Annotated in this window: 24 protein-coding genes; 17 read left to right on the forward strand and 7 right to left on the reverse strand. The window is 43.9% G+C overall.

The features are described 5' to 3' along the window. Positions 1 to 301: 301 nt before the first annotated feature. From QZW47_RS04935 to crn3, 6 genes are all read left to right on the forward strand, one after another. A complete protein-coding gene (locus QZW47_RS04935; RefSeq protein WP_293124620.1) occupies positions 302 to 901 on the forward strand; it encodes a nicotinate-nucleotide adenylyltransferase in 600 nt (199 codons plus the stop codon). Continuing rightward, on the forward strand, positions 862 to 1611 hold the full coding sequence (locus tag QZW47_RS04940; protein ID WP_293124622.1) for an NUDIX domain-containing protein: 750 nt from the start codon (positions 862 to 864) through the stop codon (positions 1609 to 1611). The genes QZW47_RS04935 and QZW47_RS04940 overlap by 40 nt, the downstream gene beginning before the upstream one ends. A 196-nt stretch (positions 1612 to 1807) precedes the next feature. Beyond that, on the forward strand, positions 1808 to 2104 hold the full coding sequence (locus QZW47_RS04945) for an isochorismate lyase (protein ID WP_293124624.1): 297 nt from the start codon (positions 1808 to 1810) through the stop codon (positions 2102 to 2104). 87 nt (positions 2105 to 2191) lie between these two features. Next, positions 2192 to 3922 (forward strand): NAD+ synthase, encoded by a 1731-nt coding sequence (locus QZW47_RS04950; protein ID WP_293124626.1) that lies wholly within the window; start codon positions 2192 to 2194, stop codon positions 3920 to 3922. A 121-nt stretch (positions 3923 to 4043) separates the two neighbouring features. Further along, entirely contained in the window at positions 4044 to 4973 is a 930-nt protein-coding gene (locus QZW47_RS04955; protein ID WP_293124628.1) for a DUF192 domain-containing protein, read from the forward strand. Between the two features lie 43 nt (positions 4974 to 5016). Continuing rightward, positions 5017 to 5346 (forward strand): CRISPR-associated ring nuclease Crn3/Csx3, encoded by a 330-nt coding sequence (crn3, locus tag QZW47_RS04960; RefSeq protein ID WP_293124630.1) that lies wholly within the window; start codon positions 5017 to 5019, stop codon positions 5344 to 5346. Between the two features lie 159 nt (positions 5347 to 5505). On the opposite strand, the gene QZW47_RS04965 is transcribed toward crn3, so the two are convergent. After that, complete coding sequence (locus tag QZW47_RS04965) at positions 5506 to 7200, reverse strand: ATP-binding protein (protein WP_293124631.1); 1695 nt, start codon at positions 7198 to 7200, stop codon at positions 5506 to 5508. A gap of 396 nt (positions 7201 to 7596) precedes the next feature. Between QZW47_RS04965 and QZW47_RS04970 the strand changes: the two genes are divergently transcribed. The 5 genes from QZW47_RS04970 to QZW47_RS04985 all read left to right on the forward strand — a co-directional run bounded on the left by QZW47_RS04970 (position 7597) and on the right by QZW47_RS04985 (position 12656). Beyond that, positions 7597 to 10668, forward strand: coding sequence for a hypothetical protein (locus tag QZW47_RS04970; protein WP_293124633.1), 3072 nt, complete (start codon positions 7597 to 7599; stop codon positions 10666 to 10668). A 293-nt stretch (positions 10669 to 10961) separates the two neighbouring features. Beyond that, complete coding sequence (locus QZW47_RS30090; protein WP_366930815.1) at positions 10962 to 11393, forward strand: papain-like cysteine protease family protein; 432 nt, start codon at positions 10962 to 10964, stop codon at positions 11391 to 11393. Between the two features lie 8 nt (positions 11394 to 11401). Continuing rightward, positions 11402 to 11728: a hypothetical protein gene (locus tag QZW47_RS04975; RefSeq protein WP_293124635.1), complete on the forward strand. Its 327-nt coding sequence runs from the start codon at positions 11402 to 11404 to the stop codon at positions 11726 to 11728. 221 nt (positions 11729 to 11949) lie between these two features. After that, entirely contained in the window at positions 11950 to 12366 is a 417-nt protein-coding gene (locus QZW47_RS04980; protein WP_293124637.1) for a hypothetical protein, read from the forward strand. Then, positions 12360 to 12656, forward strand: a complete 297-nt coding sequence (locus tag QZW47_RS04985) for a hypothetical protein (protein WP_293124639.1) — start codon at positions 12360 to 12362, stop codon at positions 12654 to 12656. The genes QZW47_RS04980 and QZW47_RS04985 overlap by 7 nt, the downstream gene beginning before the upstream one ends. A 6-nt stretch (positions 12657 to 12662) precedes the next feature. Here QZW47_RS04985 and QZW47_RS04990 read toward each other — a convergent pair whose 3' ends face one another. Then, on the reverse strand, positions 12663 to 12911 hold the full coding sequence (locus tag QZW47_RS04990; protein WP_293124641.1) for a hypothetical protein: 249 nt from the start codon (positions 12909 to 12911) through the stop codon (positions 12663 to 12665). Between the two features lie 56 nt (positions 12912 to 12967). On the opposite strand from QZW47_RS04990, the gene QZW47_RS04995 reads away from it, so the two are divergent. After that, positions 12968 to 13195 carry a CopG family transcriptional regulator gene (locus QZW47_RS04995; RefSeq protein WP_293124643.1) on the forward strand — a complete coding sequence of 76 codons (228 nt, stop codon included), beginning with the start codon at positions 12968 to 12970 and terminating at the stop codon, positions 13193 to 13195. Beyond that, positions 13182 to 13520, forward strand: a complete 339-nt coding sequence (locus QZW47_RS05000; protein WP_293124645.1) for a type II toxin-antitoxin system PemK/MazF family toxin — start codon at positions 13182 to 13184, stop codon at positions 13518 to 13520. Before QZW47_RS04995 ends, QZW47_RS05000 begins: the two co-directional genes overlap by 14 nt. Here QZW47_RS05000 and QZW47_RS05005 read toward each other — a convergent pair. Further along, on the reverse strand, positions 13512 to 13670 hold the full coding sequence (locus QZW47_RS05005) for a hypothetical protein (RefSeq protein ID WP_293124647.1): 159 nt from the start codon (positions 13668 to 13670) through the stop codon (positions 13512 to 13514). The two genes, QZW47_RS05000 and QZW47_RS05005, sit on opposite strands and share 9 nt — an antisense overlap. A 59-nt stretch (positions 13671 to 13729) precedes the next feature. On the opposite strand from QZW47_RS05005, the gene QZW47_RS05010 reads away from it, so the two are divergent. Beyond that, on the forward strand, positions 13730 to 14023 hold the full coding sequence (locus tag QZW47_RS05010; RefSeq protein ID WP_293124649.1) for a hypothetical protein: 294 nt from the start codon (positions 13730 to 13732) through the stop codon (positions 14021 to 14023). 101 nt (positions 14024 to 14124) lie between these two features. Continuing rightward, positions 14125 to 14310 (forward strand): hypothetical protein, encoded by a 186-nt coding sequence (locus QZW47_RS05015; protein ID WP_293124651.1) that lies wholly within the window; start codon positions 14125 to 14127, stop codon positions 14308 to 14310. Positions 14311 to 14460: 150 nt separating this feature from the next. On the opposite strand, the gene QZW47_RS05020 is transcribed toward QZW47_RS05015, so the two are convergent. Then, positions 14461 to 14655: a hypothetical protein gene (locus tag QZW47_RS05020; protein ID WP_293124653.1), complete on the reverse strand. Its 195-nt coding sequence runs from the start codon at positions 14653 to 14655 to the stop codon at positions 14461 to 14463. A gap of 81 nt (positions 14656 to 14736) precedes the next feature. Beyond that, positions 14737 to 14988, reverse strand: coding sequence for a DUF2281 domain-containing protein (locus QZW47_RS05025; protein ID WP_293124655.1), 252 nt, complete (start codon positions 14986 to 14988; stop codon positions 14737 to 14739). A gap of 161 nt (positions 14989 to 15149) precedes the next feature. Between QZW47_RS05025 and QZW47_RS05030 the strand changes: the two genes are divergently transcribed. Both QZW47_RS05030 and QZW47_RS30095 read left to right on the forward strand, forming a co-directional pair. Continuing rightward, positions 15150 to 15353: a hypothetical protein gene (locus QZW47_RS05030; RefSeq protein WP_265239999.1), complete on the forward strand. Its 204-nt coding sequence runs from the start codon at positions 15150 to 15152 to the stop codon at positions 15351 to 15353. A 122-nt stretch (positions 15354 to 15475) separates the two neighbouring features. Continuing rightward, positions 15476 to 15622 (forward strand): type II toxin-antitoxin system RelE/ParE family toxin, encoded by a 147-nt coding sequence (locus QZW47_RS30095; protein WP_366930816.1) that lies wholly within the window; start codon positions 15476 to 15478, stop codon positions 15620 to 15622. Between the two features lie 111 nt (positions 15623 to 15733). Here QZW47_RS30095 and QZW47_RS05035 read toward each other — a convergent pair whose 3' ends face one another. Both QZW47_RS05035 and QZW47_RS05040 read right to left on the reverse strand, forming a co-directional pair. Continuing rightward, on the reverse strand, positions 15734 to 15943 hold the full coding sequence (locus tag QZW47_RS05035; protein ID WP_366930805.1) for a hypothetical protein: 210 nt from the start codon (positions 15941 to 15943) through the stop codon (positions 15734 to 15736). Between the two features lie 380 nt (positions 15944 to 16323). Further along, positions 16324 to 17340, reverse strand: a complete 1017-nt coding sequence (locus tag QZW47_RS05040) for an adenosine kinase (RefSeq protein WP_293124659.1) — start codon at positions 17338 to 17340, stop codon at positions 16324 to 16326. Between the last annotated feature and the right edge of the window lie 239 nt (positions 17341 to 17579).

The following is a 17579-nucleotide window of genomic DNA, read 5'->3' on the forward strand; positions in this document are numbered from 1 at the left end:
AAGTGTGAGCGTCCTCGCTCGCAAACCTAGTATAAACCCAGTATATATACCTGCTTCCCAGGCTACAGCCTGGGAACTCCGATCCAGAGGCTCTGCCTCGCTTGGGAAAAAGTCGGCTCTGCCGACTGATCTACATTAAAGGTTCGTAGTGCGGACTTCAGTCCGCTTGCTTGGCAGACTGATCTGCATTAAAGGTTTGTAGTGCGGACTTCAGTCCGCTTGCTTGGCTGCATTAAAGGTTCGTAGTGCGGTTAATCCCTCGGATACAATCTAACGAGTAATTACCAATTACCCATTTCCTATGCAAAAAATTGCCTTGTTTGGAACCAGCGCCGATCCACCTACTGCGGGACACAAAACAATCCTGAGTTGGCTTTCTCAACATTTTGACTGGGTGGCAGTTTGGGCCTCAGACAATCCTTTTAAGTCGCACCAGACATCCCTCGAACATCGATCGGCAATGCTGCTGTTAATCATTCAAGAAATTAATTCGCCCAGACACAATCTGTGCTTGCATCCAGAACTCAGCAGCCCGAGGACGCTAGAAACTGTGGAACAAGCAAGATTGCAGTGGCCGGATGCAGAGTTGACGATGGTAATAGGTTCCGACTTAGTGGGACAATTGCCTCGCTGGTACAAATTTGAACAGTTGTTAAAAGAAGTCGAGTTGCTGATAGTACCGCGCCCTGGTTATCCGTCAGAAAAATTAGATTTGTGGCAGTTGAGGCGCTTGGGTGCAGATGTGGCGATCGCATCTTTGAACGCTCCCAATGTTTCTTCTACCTCCTATCGCGAAACAGGAGACACAGAAGCCCTAACTCCAACCATAGAGGATTATATTAATCGGGAGCATTTGTACGCATGGCACGAGGCACAAAAAAGAGCGAAGGTTGCTCATTAGCTGACTTTAAAGTAGGAGTAGATAATGTAATTTTTTCTGTCGATACCGTGCAGAATCGCTTGTTGGTGCTGCTGGTGATGCGGCAAGACGAACCGTTTATCGATACTTGGAGTCTTCCCGGTACTTTGGTACGGCACGGAGAGTCTCTGGAAAATGCAGCTTACCGAATTTTGTCTGAGAAAATTCGGGTCAAAAATTTGTATTTGGAGCAATTGTATACTTTTGGAGAACCGGGGCGCGATCCGAGAGAATTCACCAGGGGCGATCGCTATCTTTCGGTGAGTTATTTTGCGTTGGTGCGGTTTGACGAAGCTGAGTTAATTGCTGGTAGTGTAGTGGCGGGTGTCGGCCACCGCGTCGGCGGCATTGCTTGGTATCCCGTCCAACAAGTTCCTAAGCTGGCCTTCGATCACAATCAAATTCTCGAATACGGATACCGACGACTGCGTAACAAACTTGAATACAGCCCGGTAGCTTTTGAAGTTTTGCCGGAGCTTTTTACATTGAGCGATCTGTATCAATTGTATACGACTATTTTAGGGGAAAACTTTTCTGATTATTCTAATTTTAGAGCTCGCTTGTTGAAATTGGGTTTTTTGTGCGATACCGGTGTGAAGGTTTCGCGCGGTGCGGGCCGCCCTGCTAGTTTGTACCGCTTTGATGCGGCGGCTTTTGCTCCTTTAAAAAATAAGCCACTGGTGTTTATCTAGCTGTTTCTTGGATCGCCGGGCCCCTAAACAACTAGAAGCCCACCACCCTAGCTTGGTGGAGAGCCCAAATTTTAGGCCCCCGTTCCAGCTCTGAGATTAATCAAGGTGAATAAATGTAAAATATAAAATGTAAAATCGAGGGACATTCAGGGATCAATTTAGTAATATTAGAAAATAACCTATTTAAGGAGTACCTATGATGAAAGACCCTGATGAATGTGCTAATATTCAGGAGGTTCGGGAGGAAATTGATATCATCGATCGAGAAGTTATCGATGCTTTGAGCAAAAGATTTCAATATGTCATCGCAGCAGCAAGATTCAAAACAACTGAAGCTAGCGTGAGAGCACCCGATCGCTTTCATGCCATGTTGCAACAGCGGCGCGAGTGGGCGAGTGAATCTGGTTTGAATCCTGATGTAGTTGAAAAACTCTACCGCGATTTGGTAAATCATTTTATTGATGAAGAATTGAAACATTACAAATCTGAGTAATGTTTCAAGAAGGTCAAATCTAGGAGTATACGATATTAAGTCCGCGCGGGCGGACTGTTAGCAAGATTTATGAGGTGACTGGGTAATATGAAAATTGCGATCGCACAACTCAACCCGATTATTGGTGATATCTTTGGCAACTCCAACTTAATTCTGGAGGCGGCGAAAAAAGCTGCTGTTGAGGGCGCAAATTTATTGCTAACACCGGAACTTTCCTCGATCGGCTATCCGCCGCGCGATTTGTTGATCGATCCGAGTTTCATTGCAGCCGCAGGCGCACAGTTGCAGCACCTCGCCCAAGCTTTGCCGCCGCAGTTGGCTGTCATAGTTGGTACTGCCGTACCGAATCCTCATGCTGGTAAACTAGGTGGCAAATCCTTGTTTAACAGCGCTGTTTTGTTGCAACATGGCGCCGTAAAACAAGTTTTTCACAAAAGATTGTTGCCGACGTATGATGTATTTGATGAAGACAGATATTTTGAACCTGGAGAAAGCAGCAATTACTTTACTATTGGTGAATTCAAAATCGGCGTGACAATTTGTGAAGATTTGTGGAACAATGAGGAGTTTTGGGGTAAACGGAGTTACGCGGGCGATCCGGTTGCTGATTTGGCAAAATTGGGCGTAGATTTAGTGGTGAATTTGTCGGCATCGCCTTATGCTGCGGGCAAGCGGGGAGTGCGATCGGCAATGTTGCAGCACAGCGTCATTCGCTGCGGGCTACCGATTGTTTACGCTAATCAGGTAGGCGGAAATGATGATATTATTTTTGATGGCAGCAGTTTTGCGGTGAATCGAAAGGGTGATTTGATTCAGGTATTGGCTTCTTTTAAAAGTGATTTTGCGGTGGTGGAATATGACGCAGTTAAACAAGATTTAATTGGCAGCGGCGGGAACGGGCAAGATGCCGGTTGCACAACAAATTTGAGTTTTCATCCGCCTTTAGGAGATGCAGAAATTTGGGAGGCTTTGGTTTTGGGAGTGCGAGATTATGTTCGCAAGTGCGGTTTTTCTAAGGTGGTACTCGGTTTGAGTGGCGGGATAGATTCGGCTTTGGTGGCGGCGATCGCTAGTTGCGCGATCGGGCCGGAAAACGTGCTGGGAGTGCTGATGCCTTCTCCTTACAGTTCGGATCATTCGGTTAATGATGCTTTGGAATTAGCGAAAAATCTCGGAATTGCGATCGAACTATTGCCGATCGGCGATTTGATGAAAACTTACGATCGCACTCTCGCCGATTTGTTTGTCAATACCACTTTCGGGATTGCCGAAGAAAATATCCAATCGCGGATTCGCGGCAATCTGTTGATGGCAATTTCTAACAAGTTCGGACATTTGCTGCTTTCCACTGGCAATAAATCGGAAATGTCGGTGGGGTACTGCACTCTCTACGGCGATATGAATGGCGGATTGGCGGTGATTTCCGACGTGCCAAAAACTCGCGTTTATTCGCTTTGTCGGTGGCTGAATGCTGGCGGATATGTAGGGGATGTTCCGTTGTCCTCAGAGCGTGAAGTTATTCCGGTTAATATTATTGATAAAGCGCCGAGTGCCGAACTAAAACCGGGGCAAGTTGACCAAGATTCTTTGCCTGCTTACGACGTTTTGGATGACATCTTGCAGCGGTTGATCGAACATCACGAATCTGTCGCAGAAACGATCGCGGCGGGACACGACGAAGCAGTGGTTAAACGTGTAGTAAAATTAGTCAGGCAAGCTGAGTTTAAACGGCGACAAGCAGCCCCGGGTTTGAAAATTAGCGATCGAGCTTTTGGTACCGGCTGGCGGATGCCGATCGCCAAATCTTCCTCTTATTAAAGACATTAAGCTGTTGTGGGATTTGCATTTAAATTTTGGGGCTGGCAGGATGCCCACCCCACAAGAGTTTTAAGAGACAGGATTCTGAAAATTAGATACACACCAGCTTATTAAATGCAAAATGGTTGACATCAGCGGTACTTTCGGCTTCGACTTTCTCCTGGGAAGCGCCAGCAGCGATACGATCAGAGGATTGGCGGGTAATGATACTATTCAAGGTTTGGCGGGAAATGACCTGATTTTTGGCGATCGCGACAATGATTTGCTCGCCGGAAATGAAGGGGCCGATACGCTGTCTGGAGGCCAGGGAAGCGATACAATCTATGGAGGAGAGGGGGACGATTGGATTAATGGCGATCGGGGTAACGATTTGCTAATCGGCGGTGAAGGCAAAGATATCTTGACAGGAGGCGCCGGCGATGATTTATTTGTGGTTGAAAGCACCAGGGCCGCATCTACTGTCGCCCAAGCCGATGTAATTACAGATTTTGGCAGCGGCAATGATAAAATTGTGTTGACAGATGGCATAAAATTTAGCGATTTGGATATCTCTGTTTCCGACAACCAAACAGTTATGAAAGATAAAAAATCTGGCAATTATTTAGGAGTTGTTTTGGGAAAACCTAATCTGACTGAATCCAACTTTATATCAATGTTTAGCGGGATAGATGCGGGTCAGATTTTGCCAGTTTCTGTTAGCACGGTTTTGGGCGCGGGGGCGATCGGATTGGAAGTAGCAAAAACTCCCCAAGAACAAGCAATCGGCTTAATGTTTCGGACAGAATTACCCGACGACAGGGGAATGTTTTTCCCGATCGCCCCCGCGCGAAACGTGCGTTTCTGGATGAGAAACGTGTTAATCGATCTTGATATGGTTTTTCTGCGGGAAGGCGTAGTGCAGGCGATAATTCCCAACGTACCGCCGTGTTTGAGCGAAACCTGCCCCAACTACGGCCCGGATGTTCCGGTAGACGGAGTGATAGAGCTCCGAGGCGGAAGGGCGGCGCAATTGGGACTCAAAGTGGGCGATCGCATTCCCAATTTACCCTAAAAGGTATATGATTCGATCGCAACATTCACCACTAGAACATCCAATGAATCCGATTGAATTAAAAATAATCCCCAATCAAACTCAAGACGGTTTAGCTTACCAACATTTGCGGTTGCGAATTACAACTCAAGACGGTATTATCACACCAGATGATTTACAAGGTTTAAAAATTCCCGCAGAAGTTCAATTCAGCCAAGGAGTTGTCATTGAAGGTAGAGGGGCGATTTGGCTGTACGGGTATTTAGTGCACGAATGCCATCCTGCGGCGTGGGTTGGATGTTACGATCCGCGATTAGAAGGTGCGGTGGTAGTAGCGACGCACAAGCACGAGATATCAGTTGGACAAGTATTGAAATTAAGTTTGCCGAGTTAGGAAATTGGGAACATCTGTTGCGGAGCGTCAAAAGCCTTTGTCACGAGTGCGATCGTCTTGGCTCCCTGGCGGATATAATAGTATTTATAAAAAGTCTTGCTACCAAACAATTTTCAGCCGTTTCGCTACGGGGAATATGGATACGACAGTGCCGTTTTCCTACGGGGAATATGGGCTATCCTGCGGCAAATCTTCGGTAAATTCTTGCACATCAGCCAACAATGGTAACGGCGAATAACTGCAAATCTGCTCTTGACAATTCCACACTTTCAGATATTCATCAACTCCAGAAATAGCGATCGCTGCTGCATCCAAATCCCCAGCCTGACAAGCATGATAATGTGCTCTGATCAGCGGCTTAATATCCTCAATATCTTGCCATTCCGATTCAGGTTTGAGGGGAATGCTGATAAAATAGTGGTAAGCTTGGCGGTGTGCGGTGCGAAAGTTTTCGGGATTTTGATTCAACAACCTATCGCCCTTTTCGCGCACTAACGGATGCAACTGGTAAGACGATCGCTGAAAATCATAATACAGCAATTGTCGGCGTTTGAGTGCGAGAATAATATTTTCTTTGAGTTCGTACTTGCTAACTTCGGGCATTTGAGCCGCAATTCCCGCAAAATCCAGCGGATATTCTGCGGTTTGATATACAGAAATTCGGCTCAAGCAAGTTCGCTCCATGTCGCTGAGACGCGCTATCATTTCATCTAGCAGACTCTCAATCGGTCGAATTAGCAACCAGTCTCTATCTTGCAAAAATTTGCTGACATTGCCTTGATATTCGCTGTCATCGCGAATCAATGAGGCTACCAGTTGCAAGGCTTCGGGATGTCCTTGATAGCGGTGGGCAAGTTCGGTCATCTCTTCTATTGTAGCGATTAAATTAAATGATGTCAATAGGGCAACAGCGCAATTGTTTGTGAGTCCATCGAGCGTCATTTCGCGAGTAATTGTAGGCGGCAATTCTGCTAAGGTTTCGCGGCTGATAAATATGATTTTACTTTGATGTGCTGTTTCTATAAGTAGTTTGAACAACCAAGCATATTCCGATTGGGTTTCGGAAAAATATCCGGCGGTTTCGGCTCGCCCAAATTGCATAATCGTTTCTACTCGATCGCACACAATTAAGCATGGTTTACTTTTGAGCAATTTTAGCAGTTTTTCGATCTTTTGGAATGAGTGCACTGGGGCCGCACTTGGTGCATTTTGCTCGGAAAAGTTAGGCGTATCTACGGAGGAAAGTGCAGATAGGAGGGAATCGAGAAACCAATCAAATTGAGGTGCTTGATTTTTGACAAATTCCAAAGATTGCCAAGCGACGGCGACAAAGGGATTGTTTTCTGTTTGAAGTTGGCGGATGAGTTGACTGATCAGGGTTGTTTTGCCGATTCCGGGTAAGCCGACAAGGGCGATCGCAGCGATGGGAACCCCCCCCAGCCCCCCCTTGCTAAGGGGGGGAGCAGGATCAGTGATTAGGGTTTTTAAGACATGGATTTCTTTGGTGCGATCGAGCCAATTCCAGACTGGGGGTATGTTGTCGGGAAGTGCGAATGTGCGATCGGTTTGGGTGTCTAGGGCGATATCTGCGATCGAGGCGGCAAAAAGTGGTTCTGTTTTCTGAATTTTGTAGCCTTCAGCAATGTATTCCCAGTTGTTTATTTCTACCGCGTTGCAAATATTGATAAAGTTTTCTCGTCTAATTCCTTTTCTCGCCCAAAACCGCTTTAAGGTTGCTGTTGAAACTAAAGCTGCAAGACACCAAGAATCCTCAGTTTTGTTCCATTCGAGGTTGCGTCTTACCATGTCAATGATTTTCAATCCTTCTTCGGAAGCTCTGAGCAAACCTGCCATTTTTACTCCTTTACCATAATTTTGCCCCAATGGAATTATAGACTACATCGGAGAGCCGAAAGATGAGCTAAATGAGCTAAATGAGCCAAATGAGCCGTTTATGCTGAGCTAAAAAGTGAGCGGTTAAACCTAGACAGATTCAGGAATCCAGAGTAACTTCAAATGATGAGTCTTTTTTGGGGGCTACAGATCTAAGTTTTAGGGTGCGGATTGGCGATCGGGCGATTCCCTACGGGATAGCTTTGCTTCGCGGCTATTTGAGCAATGTAAAGTTTTGTTACAAAAATCGGGTGATTTGCATAAAAAGCAGATGAACGCCCTGATAGGTATATAGCAAGGTTTGCAAGGCGGGCTTTGCTGGTTTTCGCGCAACTATATTTTTGAGGAGATGGGATTATGGCGAATATTACTTTAGGGCAAACGATTAGCGAAAGTTTGAGCACCACTGATACTAAAAATCCTAAAAAATTGGGTAGCTTCTCGGATGACTATACATTGAGTGGGTTTTCCAATTGGCAGCAAGTTCAGGTCAACCTCGATTCTACTGCGATTGACAGTTACCTACAACTGGTAAATGCTTCAACAGGTGCAGTGATTGCCTTTAATGACGACTCAGGTGGTAGTCGAAATTCACAACTAAGTTTTACGAAGGTTCCCGGGGTTGATTATATTCTTCGGGCTACGAGTGCTAACTCTGGTGAAATAGGAAATTATACTATTAATACTGGGTCATTAGGGATTGCCTCATCCCTAGTTACAACCGGCGGGACTGGAGAGGTGGGGACAGTTGATCCATTAGGAAGATTTGTAAAGATAGGAACTTTTGTTAACACCATCAGTTCACCATATTACTTTGATGTTGCTTTATCTAATGACAACAAGATTTTAGGTATTGGGGGCCTTAGTTTGTCTAACCAGTTATACAGTTTAGATGCCGGCTCAGATTCATCCTCATTGATTGGCAACTTGCCTTCTGATGTGTTCATGGACGCTCTGGAATTTTTGCCTAATGGCACACTTTACGGAGCTAGTTTCCCTAGCTCTAGTACCAATAGCTCTACATTATACACCATTAATCCCCAAGATGGGACTTTATCATCAATAGCAAACTTTCCTGTGAACGGAGATTCAGTTGTAGACATGGTATTTGATCCTGTCAATAACCGATTTTTGTTAGTTGACAGTAGTCCATCTACCTCTACCTCTACCTCTACCTTGTCTTCGGTTTCCTTAACTGGTCAATCCACTAAAATTGGTGACATTGGCTTTGGTAAACTCTATAACTTATCCTTAGAGGGAAGCACTCTTGTCGGTTTCACAGGTGATAACAAGCGAATTATTATTGATCCAGCAACAGGAAAAGGGACTTTCGATAGAAATATTACAGGTATTAGCAACAACAGTAAGATTATTGGTGCAGCGTCTATTCCATCTGCCACTCGGACTCAAGCGCCGACTCCAACTCCAACTCCTCTAACTCCAACGCCAACTCCAACTCCAACTCCGACTCCAACCCCGGCTTTAACGACGACTGTAAGTGTGACTCCTTTCCTTGTAACAGGCAAAGTCGAGGCTAATTTTGTTGACTCAATAACCGATAAAAACATAGAAATTGCTGCCAATGCAGCACCTATACAACTGGTTCAAGAATATGATAAGCTACCCTACGGATATTTTCTCGATACTTTGATGAGCAAGACATCTCGAAATGTCAATCTTCAATTCGTTCCAGAAAGCTCAACTAAAGCAAAACAAACATGGCTCGTCATTCATGGTTTGAATGTTAGTGCTGACGACAATCCTAACTATGCAGGCGATTTTTCTGATTTAGGAAAAGCAGTTGCTCAGGCAAATCCCGACGATCGAGTTCTACTTCTCGACTGGAAGGAAGCAGCGGCTGGGGGTAAGCTGAATGATAAAGAATTTGATCCACTTAGTCTACTTGCTCTACAAAGGCTTGGCAATTACACGGCTGCTAAGTGGATTAGACCGGTTGCTAAATGGGTAGTAAAGAATCTGAAAGAACAATTTGGAGTTGATGCGGAGTATGCCAGTAAAAATCTTAATTTAATTGGTCATAGCCTCGGTTCATTACTTAGTAATGAAATAGCTCGCATATGGCAAGAAGAACAAACAGCAGACAAAAAAGGTATAGATCCAAATGGTAAAGGAATAGGTGTAAATACAATATTTGCCCTCGATCCGCCATCTCAAGCTAACATTAGCGGCTTAGCACTGGGACAGCCAGGATTTGGATATGATGTAGATGGGACAACAGCAGTAATGGATTTTATATCTCCTGACTCAGGAAGTGATAAAATATATCTGCCTAACTTCAAAGAAGTATCCCGTTTTTCTAGAGCTTTTGTTGGTAAAAACAGTCTGTCTGGAAATCAAATTTTTGCAGGACAGGCAGACGAATCATTCCAGATGAATTTTAGTGATGGTATTCGTGCAGATACAGGGGAAGAGCATCAGTGGGTTATCGAAGCATTCAAGAATTTGATTATCCAAAAAAATGAGTTGGGAGATATTGGCAATTTAGTGAGCCTAAACTCTATTTTGAGTGATGATCTCCAAGGCAAAGAAAAAGCTTACGATAATCGCCATGCAGGAATTCTGGCATTTGATACTCCCCAGATTAAAAGAGAAGATCTCAAAGATGATAAAGATTTGCCCAAGCCACTATTTTTGACTGTAAAAAATAAGAATGGTGGCAATGATGATGACATCGTTTACGGTACTAACGGAAAGGATACTTTAGATGGTTCCGATGGTATTTTTTCTCAAGGTAGCTCACTTTATAACGGTGCAGGCAAAGACATATTTTACGGTAAGGCAGGAAATGATAGCATTTTTGGTGGTTCTGGCGATGATACCATCTACGGCGATCAAGACAATGATACCATCTACGGCGAGCAAGACAATGACATCATTTTTGGTGGTGCAAACAATGATCTAATTTGGGGTGGAAAAGGAAATGATAAAATTGACGGAGAAGGTGGCGATGATACTCTTAATGGAGACAACAATAAGGATACATTAATTGGTGGCTCAGGTGCAGACATTCTTAATGGTTATGAGGATGACGATATACTGATTGGGGGTGCAGACAAAGACATTCTAACAGGTGGTGATGGCAGTGATATATTTGTTTTTTCACCTGGCGAGGGTGCTACCAGTATCAATGAAGTGGATATCATTACAGACTTTGGATTTGGTAATTTCTTTGGAGGAGGAGGTGTTGACAAAATAAGCTTATCTGGTAAATTGTGGGAGAATAAAGATAACATTAAATTCTTGCCAATCTCAAGACCATCAATTAATACCCCAAGAAGTGGTAACTTGATGCCTCCTGTCGTAGAAACTGCTATGGTATTAGGCACTGAATATTTAGTAGGATTTAATCGTACTTTCACCAATGATGAGGAGCAAAAGATTAGGGATGGGTTTTTTCAAAGAATCTAAAGTGACTCGCCTAACAGCTATCATTTGAGTGCGATAGCCCTTACGTCAAAAAGAGCGATCGCCCTTCCCCCCCATCCGCGTCCATCCGCGTGCATCTGCGGTTCAAAAGTGCGACCTTACGTCAAAAAGAGCGATCGCCCTTGTGAAAATCAAGCTCGCGATATACGATCTATAAACCCTATTCTTTTCTCAGGAGTATCCTCATCAGTACAAAGCCTAGCAGTTCACCCGAACCTCAAGAGGACTCGCCAGCACTTTTCGGAGCGGGTGGTCGTTGGCCAGTCATTGATGAAATTGTTGACTCCACAGTTGTCAGACAGCAAAGTAACCTATCTTGTGGCCCTGCTAGTGCTGAAATACTCCTCAAAGACCGAGGAATTGCTAATATAGAGCAAGACGCTATTGAAAATTTAACAGGAGCACCCACATCGGCCGAAGAAATTGCCAATGCCCTTAACGAACTGACTCCGGCTACTTCTCATCAATGGCAAGCTGGTTTTATTGATACATCAACACCTCTAGCAGCTTTTAACCTGTTATTAAATACTGAACAGTCGTGGATGGCTCAAATGAAAGAATTTGGTAACAGAGTCGGACACATGGTAGTAGTTGACGGTCTCGATGTGACAGGACTTGTTCTAATTCGAGACCCCTGGGAAGGGACAAGGTATAAAATGAATATAGATGAATTTTTAAAGGTTTGGAATCAAATTGCAGTTTTCTGAGGCATCCCATGAATATCACAGTGCTTTCAATAGAACCAGCGAGCGAATTGGGAACATTCAATATGATCGTATTGCTCGATCGCGATCGGCATCAGTTCACAATGACCGCAGAAACAGCAAAGGTTTCGGGACAAACTATCCCGTTAATCAAGGGCGATCGGCATTTCTGCAAAACCTTTAGATGGAATCCCGAAGCCAGTGTTAAACTGTATAAGCTAATGTCTCAATTGAATCGGGGAGACTTTCTAGAATTTCCCATTAATCTTGGTGATTTTAAATTTATAGAAGTAGAACGATTCTCTTTAAATAAGGAAGTCAAAATATCCGTAAAATGAGGCGAAAGCTCGTTATTTCATCACTCAACCCACGCACTCACCCCACGTCCATCTGTGGTTAATAAAAAGCGCGATCGACCTTTCGTCAAAAAGTGCGATTCCCTACGGGATAGCTTCGCTTCACGCCCTTTTTATATTACCTAGTTCAATATCAAAATTGGTAACAATCAAGATGTCCCATGATAGGATTAAGTCAAAGAAGTGCAAGCTAATTCAGATAAATGACAGACGAAACTAGACGACAAATAGCTATACGAATAGCTAGAGAACTAGCATTAATGACAGTCATTTCACCGAAAAGACCGGGGCAAGGCTTTCAAACCTTTAGTGAATTTAAAAGAACGATCGGGGTGGCAGGATTGGGCTTAGCGTGGCATCATATAGTTGGGCAAACAACATCAAACTTACAACGATTTGGGGCAGAAGCAATACACAATACAGGCAATCTCATCCGACTCGAACATGGTACTGGGTCAATTCATCAAGAAATCACCAATTTATACAACTCCATCCAACCCGAACTAACTGGTACAAATACTTTAACAGTTAGAGCATGGATCGGTACTAAATCTTTTGAAGAACAACAAGACTTTGGCATCAGAATTATCAGAGCTTTCGGAGGAACAGTCGAATGCTGACTCTAGACATCCAATCAATACTCAATTCTATTCCCCATCAAATGCCCTGGCAAGACATCGTACAATTTGAAAAACTAGACGATCGCGTTGCCATTGCCAACAATCTTTGTGCCAATATTATTGGTGTTAACGAAAATACTATTGAATGGTGCCCCGACGACGAACCGCCAAATCATTTAGAAACGCTCGTTTGGTGGTGGGTTGTTCGTCCCGATTTAGGAGCGGCGATTGCCAAAGAAGCTCCTCAAGAACTCAAACAGATTATTAGTCAGTATATTTTGCAAACTTGACAAAAATTAACGATAGAACAACCTAGATTTACGTTTTATTGTCCTACTGCTACCTGAGTGCGATCGCCCTTTTGCCCATCCGCGTCCATCAGCGTGCATCTGCGGTTCAAAAGTGCGATCGCCCTTTCCCCATCCGCGTCCATCAGCGTGCATCTGCGGCTCAAAAGAGCGATCGACCTTTCCCCCATCCGCATCCATCCGCGTGTATCTGCGGTTCAAAAGTGCGATCGGCCTTTCAATAGTAACATTGACCATTGTTTCCCCCTCGTGCTACAATCAAACAATAATCTTCGTAATTACCAATTGCCAAGATGACGCAAGCCGAAAAAATATCAATCTCCTTACCACAATCGCTACTACAGTTTATTGAAACCTACAAAATTACTAAAGGATGCAAATCCCCATCCCAAGTAATAGAAGTAGCTCTCGAACTATTGCGAAATCAGGAACTAGAATCCGCTTACCGACAAGCATCCAGTGAAATTGACACCGCTTGGGATCTAACAATTGCCGATGGATTGACAGATGAAACGTGGTGAAATTTACTATGCTAATCTCAGTCCAGCGGTTGGTTCTGAGATGGATAAACGCCGTCCCGTGCTGGTAGTGAGTAATGATGCAAATAACTGTGCAGCCGACACAGTTACAATTATACCAATTACCTCTAATGTCACCCGTGTTTATCCTTTCGAGGTTTTAATTAGTTCAGAAGACAGCGGTTTACCCAAACCTTCCAAAGTGCAAGCGCAACAAGTGCGGACAATTTCTAGACAACGGCTGGGTGCTAATGTGGTGGGAAACTTGAACCCGGAAATGATGCAATTGATAGATGCTGCTCTCAAACTTCACTTAGACTTAGATTAACTTGCCGTGCGATCGCCCTTTCCCCCATCCCCATCCATCAGCGTGTATCTGCGGTTCAAAAGTGCGATCGACTTTCCCCCCATCCGCGTCCATCAGCGTGTGTCTGCGGTTCAAAAGTGCGATCGACCTCAACTTCATTAGAATAGACAAACAAAATCTAACTTGTTATAATAACTAAAACTCCCTCTTATGCAATATCACATAAATTCATGATAGCTAAAGATCAGTTTTGGATTATTAAAAACTCAATCAGCACAGATCGACAAGGACAACTCAGTTTAAACCTCGAAACCAAATCAACAGAGTATCGCGTGCTCGTCAACGAAGCCGGACAAATCTTATTAGACCCGATCGCCAATATACCCGATCGCGAACAGTGGTTGTGGCAAAACCCACAAGCATTAGCATCAGTCCAAAGAGGTATCCAACAAGCAGCTAAAGGTGAAGTACACAATTTAGGTGATTTTTCGGAGTATGCTGATTTGGAGATTGAAGAGGAATGAATTTTAGCATAGAATTTTCTTCATCAGCTAGAGAGAGCTTGGTGAGTCTTCAGGAATTAGATACAAAACAATAGAATAAAGTCCTAAAAACACTTGGGTTAATGGTAACTAATTTACGCCATCCCAGTTTAAAAATCCATAAATATGATACCTTATCAGGCCCTAATGAAGAAGAAGTATTTGAGGCCTACGTCGAAAACAAAACACCAGCAGCATTTCGAGTTTTCTGGTATTACGGCCCGAATCAAGGAGCAATTACAGTTATTGCAATTACTCCTCACCCTTGAGTCGCGATATATCCGCGTTGATAAGCCATCCGTTGCGGTTCAAAAGCGCGCCCTTTCGTCAAAAAGATATCTCGCCCTTATCACTTATTACACAAACTCAACAGGTATAACCATTTTTTCACGGTTGTACACTTCATAAATCAAATGTATTTACAACTCTGCTGTCGATCGAGTGAGCGATTGCCTGACTCGCTGCAATTTTTGCAGACGCAACTGCTCTGCCAGCATCGCATTAATTTCTCCTAATTCTAAATTAACTTCTTGAACCTCCATGCGAGTTCGGTGGAGATTAGCAAGCAAGCGTTTAGATGTTTCTGGGTCGGGGATGTGGGGTTGCTTATTCATCACAAATTATATTCCATTTTAACTTCTTCAATACTACGCTGAAGCGTAGTAAATTAGCGTGTTTGTATCCAAAACGTACATCTAAAAGCTCTCCCGCAAAATGTCTTCCCCCGACTCGCTACGAATCTCCTCCAAAGTAGGAAAATCTTCTGCCCACGTTCCACCGAGGGCATAAACCAATTCCTGCCAAGAAGTTAAAGAATCTACTGTATCGGTGGATTTGTGGGCATTCAGGTACTTGGCACGAATAAACTCAGCGAAAGCGAGAATTTCGCTAGCTTGGTTTTGGGGAAGGGTTTTGACGATCGCGTAAATTTGTTCAATAACAGTCATAATCGGATTATAGATAAAGTGCAATTTATCTTTATTTTAGTAATTATAGTTGATTTATTTCCCAAAGCGATCGCCCTTTCCCTCATCCGCGTCCATCCGCGTTGATCTGCGGTTCAAGCAGTTAAAATAGAAACATCATTCCCTCCCAACCATCAAAATCTATGAAAATAGAAGACTATCCACTTGCCAAAGAATTAATATTCGATACCGAAGGCAACATCAGTCAAGTCATTCTCAACTATACCGACTATCAGTATCTCCTAGAGGCGATCGAAGATAGAGGACTTCTCCAGGCTATGCGCCAAGTAAAAGATGAAAAGCCGTTAAGTTTACAGGAAGCACTTGCCGAACTCGAAAAAGAATGAAAGTCGAATATCTGCCCAGTTTTTTAAAGGATTTAAAAGCTCTTAAAAGTGCGCCTGTCTTTGAGTAAGTCAAAGCGATCGTTTTTGAGGAAATTTCCAATGTTACTGATTTACAGACAATTATTAACTTAAAAAAATCAAAATGCGATGACAATGCCTATCGGCTTCGGGTTGGGGAATATCGAATAGGTTTTTATTTTGATGGCGAGACTATTACTTTTGTGAGGATTCTCCACCGGAAAGATATTTATCGCTACTTTCCGCCATAAATGTGTTTTCCAGATACCTTGAATTGGCGTGCGAGATCCCTTTCCCCCATCCGCGTTTATTGTGGCACGGGTGTCTCACTTGTGAATCATCTGCGGTTACAAAAACCACCCTCACTCCCCCGCCAAAACCTCTCTCACCCTGTCCCTAAAAAAACGCACGGCCGCCCTTTGTCCAATAGTTTTACTTTGCTCAATCAAAATGGGGATTTGTGCGATCGGCAAAAACCCAAAAGCCAAACTATTCTCCCTCTCTTCGTAATTCCTCTCAACCAAGCGATAAACTACCAGAGATTGAGGAGGAGTCGATATAGTTGTTACCATTTCAAGTGCGATTACTTAAGCTTTCATTGATTTTAACACAATACTAAAACTCAGGCTCTCATCAACCCGGTTTCTACGAGCAATCTTCGTTAAACAACGAGCAATCTACATAGAAACCGGGTTTTTGACCTCTGGGGAGTATCTGAATCAATAGATTTTACTGCGCTTCAAGTCGTTTCTTTCCTGTGAATCATTAGATTGTGGCACAGGCATCTTGCCTGTGAATCATTAGATTGTGGCACAGGCAAGATGCCTGTGCATTGATTGTGGCACAGGCATCTTGCCTGTGACTAATCATTGATTGTATCCCACCTGTAAATCATCGGTTAAAAAAGTATATGAATCGCAGCCATCCCCCAGAGAATCCTCATTTTCAACTACTAACCAGAAATCACCTGATTCAGTAAATGAGCCTGAGAACCTTCAAGACGGGGGCCGTGAATCTGCACCACCAGAGAAGCCAAATAATTGCCCCAACGAGCCGCTTGTGCAGCACTCAAACCATTAGTAATGCCAAACAAAACACCGCCCGCAAAAGCATCGCCAGCACCCACAGTATCGATCGCCTTTACGGGAAATCCAGCCACATCCACAATCTGTTTGTTCTCCACCACCATGCAGCCCTTATCCCCATTCGTGATAAAAGCCAAATCCGAAATCGCGCTCATCTTCCGAGCGCACTCTTCCAGAGATTCCTCCTTAAAAAAGCTCCGCACCTCGTCAGCATTGCAAAAAATCACATCGCAATATTCCGAAACCACCTTGTGAAAATCATCCGCAAATCGATCGACCAAAAAGCCATCCGAAAAAGTAAAAGCCACCTTAACACCCAGACGCTTAGACTCTTCCATCGTCTTAATACTAGCCTTTCTGGGTTCAGGAGCATCCCAAAGATAGCCCTCAACATAACTGTACTTGCAGTGAGACAGGCGATCGACATCAATATCAGTCGCCGCCAGAGTAGTAGAAACCCCCAAATTAGTACACAGCGTGCGTTCCGCATCCGGCGTAGTCAGCACGACACAAGTACCCGTCGGCCCGTTAGACTCAGTAGCAGGATGCACATTAAAATCAATCCCGGCTTCCAGCAAATCTTGGCGGTAAAATTCGCCGTTAGTATCCTTAGCAACCTTCCCCGAATAATAGCCTTTACCGCCGCTCTGAGCCAAACCAATCATCGTATTGGCCGCAGAACCCCCCGATCGCATTTGCAGCGAATTGTGTTCCAAATCGTGCAAAAGTCCCCCCTGGGTTTCCGAATCCATCAGCGTCATCGCGCCGCGATTCAGCCCGTGCTTGACCACAAATTCATCTTCGACTAATGCTAAGATGTCCACCAGGGCATTGCCCACGCCAAACACATCCACGGAACCGGATTCTTGATTATTTTGAGTCATTGCTACTTTTTTGTTTACGCTAACTATCAACTCTATAATAAATCGGATGAAAGTCAATATCCCAAATTTTCCAATCCTCAATCCCGAATCACCAATCTACAAATCCCCAATCCTCAATCCCGAATCCCCAATCTATAAATTCCCAATCTATAAATCTCCAATTTAATACTATTTTGAAAAATTGTCACTACGCTTATTAATAAGCGTAATAGAAATTATTTGTCATAATCATAAATTGC

It is taken from the genome of Microcoleus sp. bin38.metabat.b11b12b14.051, from assembly GCF_013299165.1.
Classification (GTDB): Bacteria; Cyanobacteriota; Cyanobacteriia; order Cyanobacteriales; family Microcoleaceae; genus Microcoleus.

What these genes read in the sequence shown, in the direction of transcription:
- QZW47_RS04975 (WP_293124635.1), top strand. Translation starts at nt 11,402, where the DNA reads ATGAATATCACAGTGCTTTCAATAGAACCAGCGAGCGAATTGGGAACA.
- QZW47_RS04970 (WP_293124633.1), top strand. Translation starts at nt 7,597, where the DNA reads ATGGCGAATATTACTTTAGGGCAAACGATTAGCGAAAGTTTGAGCACC.
- QZW47_RS05015 (WP_293124651.1), top strand. Translation starts at nt 14,125, where the DNA reads ATGGTAACTAATTTACGCCATCCCAGTTTAAAAATCCATAAATATGAT.
- QZW47_RS05035 (WP_366930805.1), bottom strand. Translation starts at nt 15,943, where the DNA reads ATGGTAACAACTATATCGACTCCTCCTCAATCTCTGGTAGTTTATCGC.
- QZW47_RS04940 (WP_293124622.1), top strand. Translation starts at nt 862, where the DNA reads ATGGCACGAGGCACAAAAAAGAGCGAAGGTTGCTCATTAGCTGACTTT.
- QZW47_RS04995 (WP_293124643.1), top strand. Translation starts at nt 12,968, where the DNA reads ATGACGCAAGCCGAAAAAATATCAATCTCCTTACCACAATCGCTACTA.
- QZW47_RS04955 (WP_293124628.1), top strand. Translation starts at nt 4,044, where the DNA reads ATGGTTGACATCAGCGGTACTTTCGGCTTCGACTTTCTCCTGGGAAGC.
- QZW47_RS04945 (WP_293124624.1), top strand. Translation starts at nt 1,808, where the DNA reads ATGATGAAAGACCCTGATGAATGTGCTAATATTCAGGAGGTTCGGGAG.
- QZW47_RS04985 (WP_293124639.1), top strand. Translation starts at nt 12,360, where the DNA reads ATGCTGACTCTAGACATCCAATCAATACTCAATTCTATTCCCCATCAA.
- QZW47_RS04950 (WP_293124626.1), top strand. Translation starts at nt 2,192, where the DNA reads ATGAAAATTGCGATCGCACAACTCAACCCGATTATTGGTGATATCTTT.
- QZW47_RS04980 (WP_293124637.1), top strand. Translation starts at nt 11,950, where the DNA reads ATGACAGACGAAACTAGACGACAAATAGCTATACGAATAGCTAGAGAA.
- QZW47_RS04935 (WP_293124620.1), top strand. Translation starts at nt 302, where the DNA reads ATGCAAAAAATTGCCTTGTTTGGAACCAGCGCCGATCCACCTACTGCG.
- QZW47_RS04990 (WP_293124641.1), bottom strand. Translation starts at nt 12,911, where the DNA reads ATGGTCAATGTTACTATTGAAAGGCCGATCGCACTTTTGAACCGCAGA.
- QZW47_RS04965 (WP_293124631.1), bottom strand. Translation starts at nt 7,200, where the DNA reads ATGGCAGGTTTGCTCAGAGCTTCCGAAGAAGGATTGAAAATCATTGAC.
- QZW47_RS05000 (WP_293124645.1), top strand. Translation starts at nt 13,182, where the DNA reads ATGAAACGTGGTGAAATTTACTATGCTAATCTCAGTCCAGCGGTTGGT.
- QZW47_RS05010 (WP_293124649.1), top strand. Translation starts at nt 13,730, where the DNA reads ATGATAGCTAAAGATCAGTTTTGGATTATTAAAAACTCAATCAGCACA.
- QZW47_RS05040 (WP_293124659.1), bottom strand. Translation starts at nt 17,340, where the DNA reads ATGACTCAAAATAATCAAGAATCCGGTTCCGTGGATGTGTTTGGCGTG.
- QZW47_RS05020 (WP_293124653.1), bottom strand. Translation starts at nt 14,655, where the DNA reads ATGAATAAGCAACCCCACATCCCCGACCCAGAAACATCTAAACGCTTG.
- QZW47_RS05025 (WP_293124655.1), bottom strand. Translation starts at nt 14,988, where the DNA reads ATGACTGTTATTGAACAAATTTACGCGATCGTCAAAACCCTTCCCCAA.
- crn3 (WP_293124630.1), top strand. Translation starts at nt 5,017, where the DNA reads ATGAATCCGATTGAATTAAAAATAATCCCCAATCAAACTCAAGACGGT.
- QZW47_RS05030 (WP_265239999.1), top strand. Translation starts at nt 15,150, where the DNA reads ATGAAAATAGAAGACTATCCACTTGCCAAAGAATTAATATTCGATACC.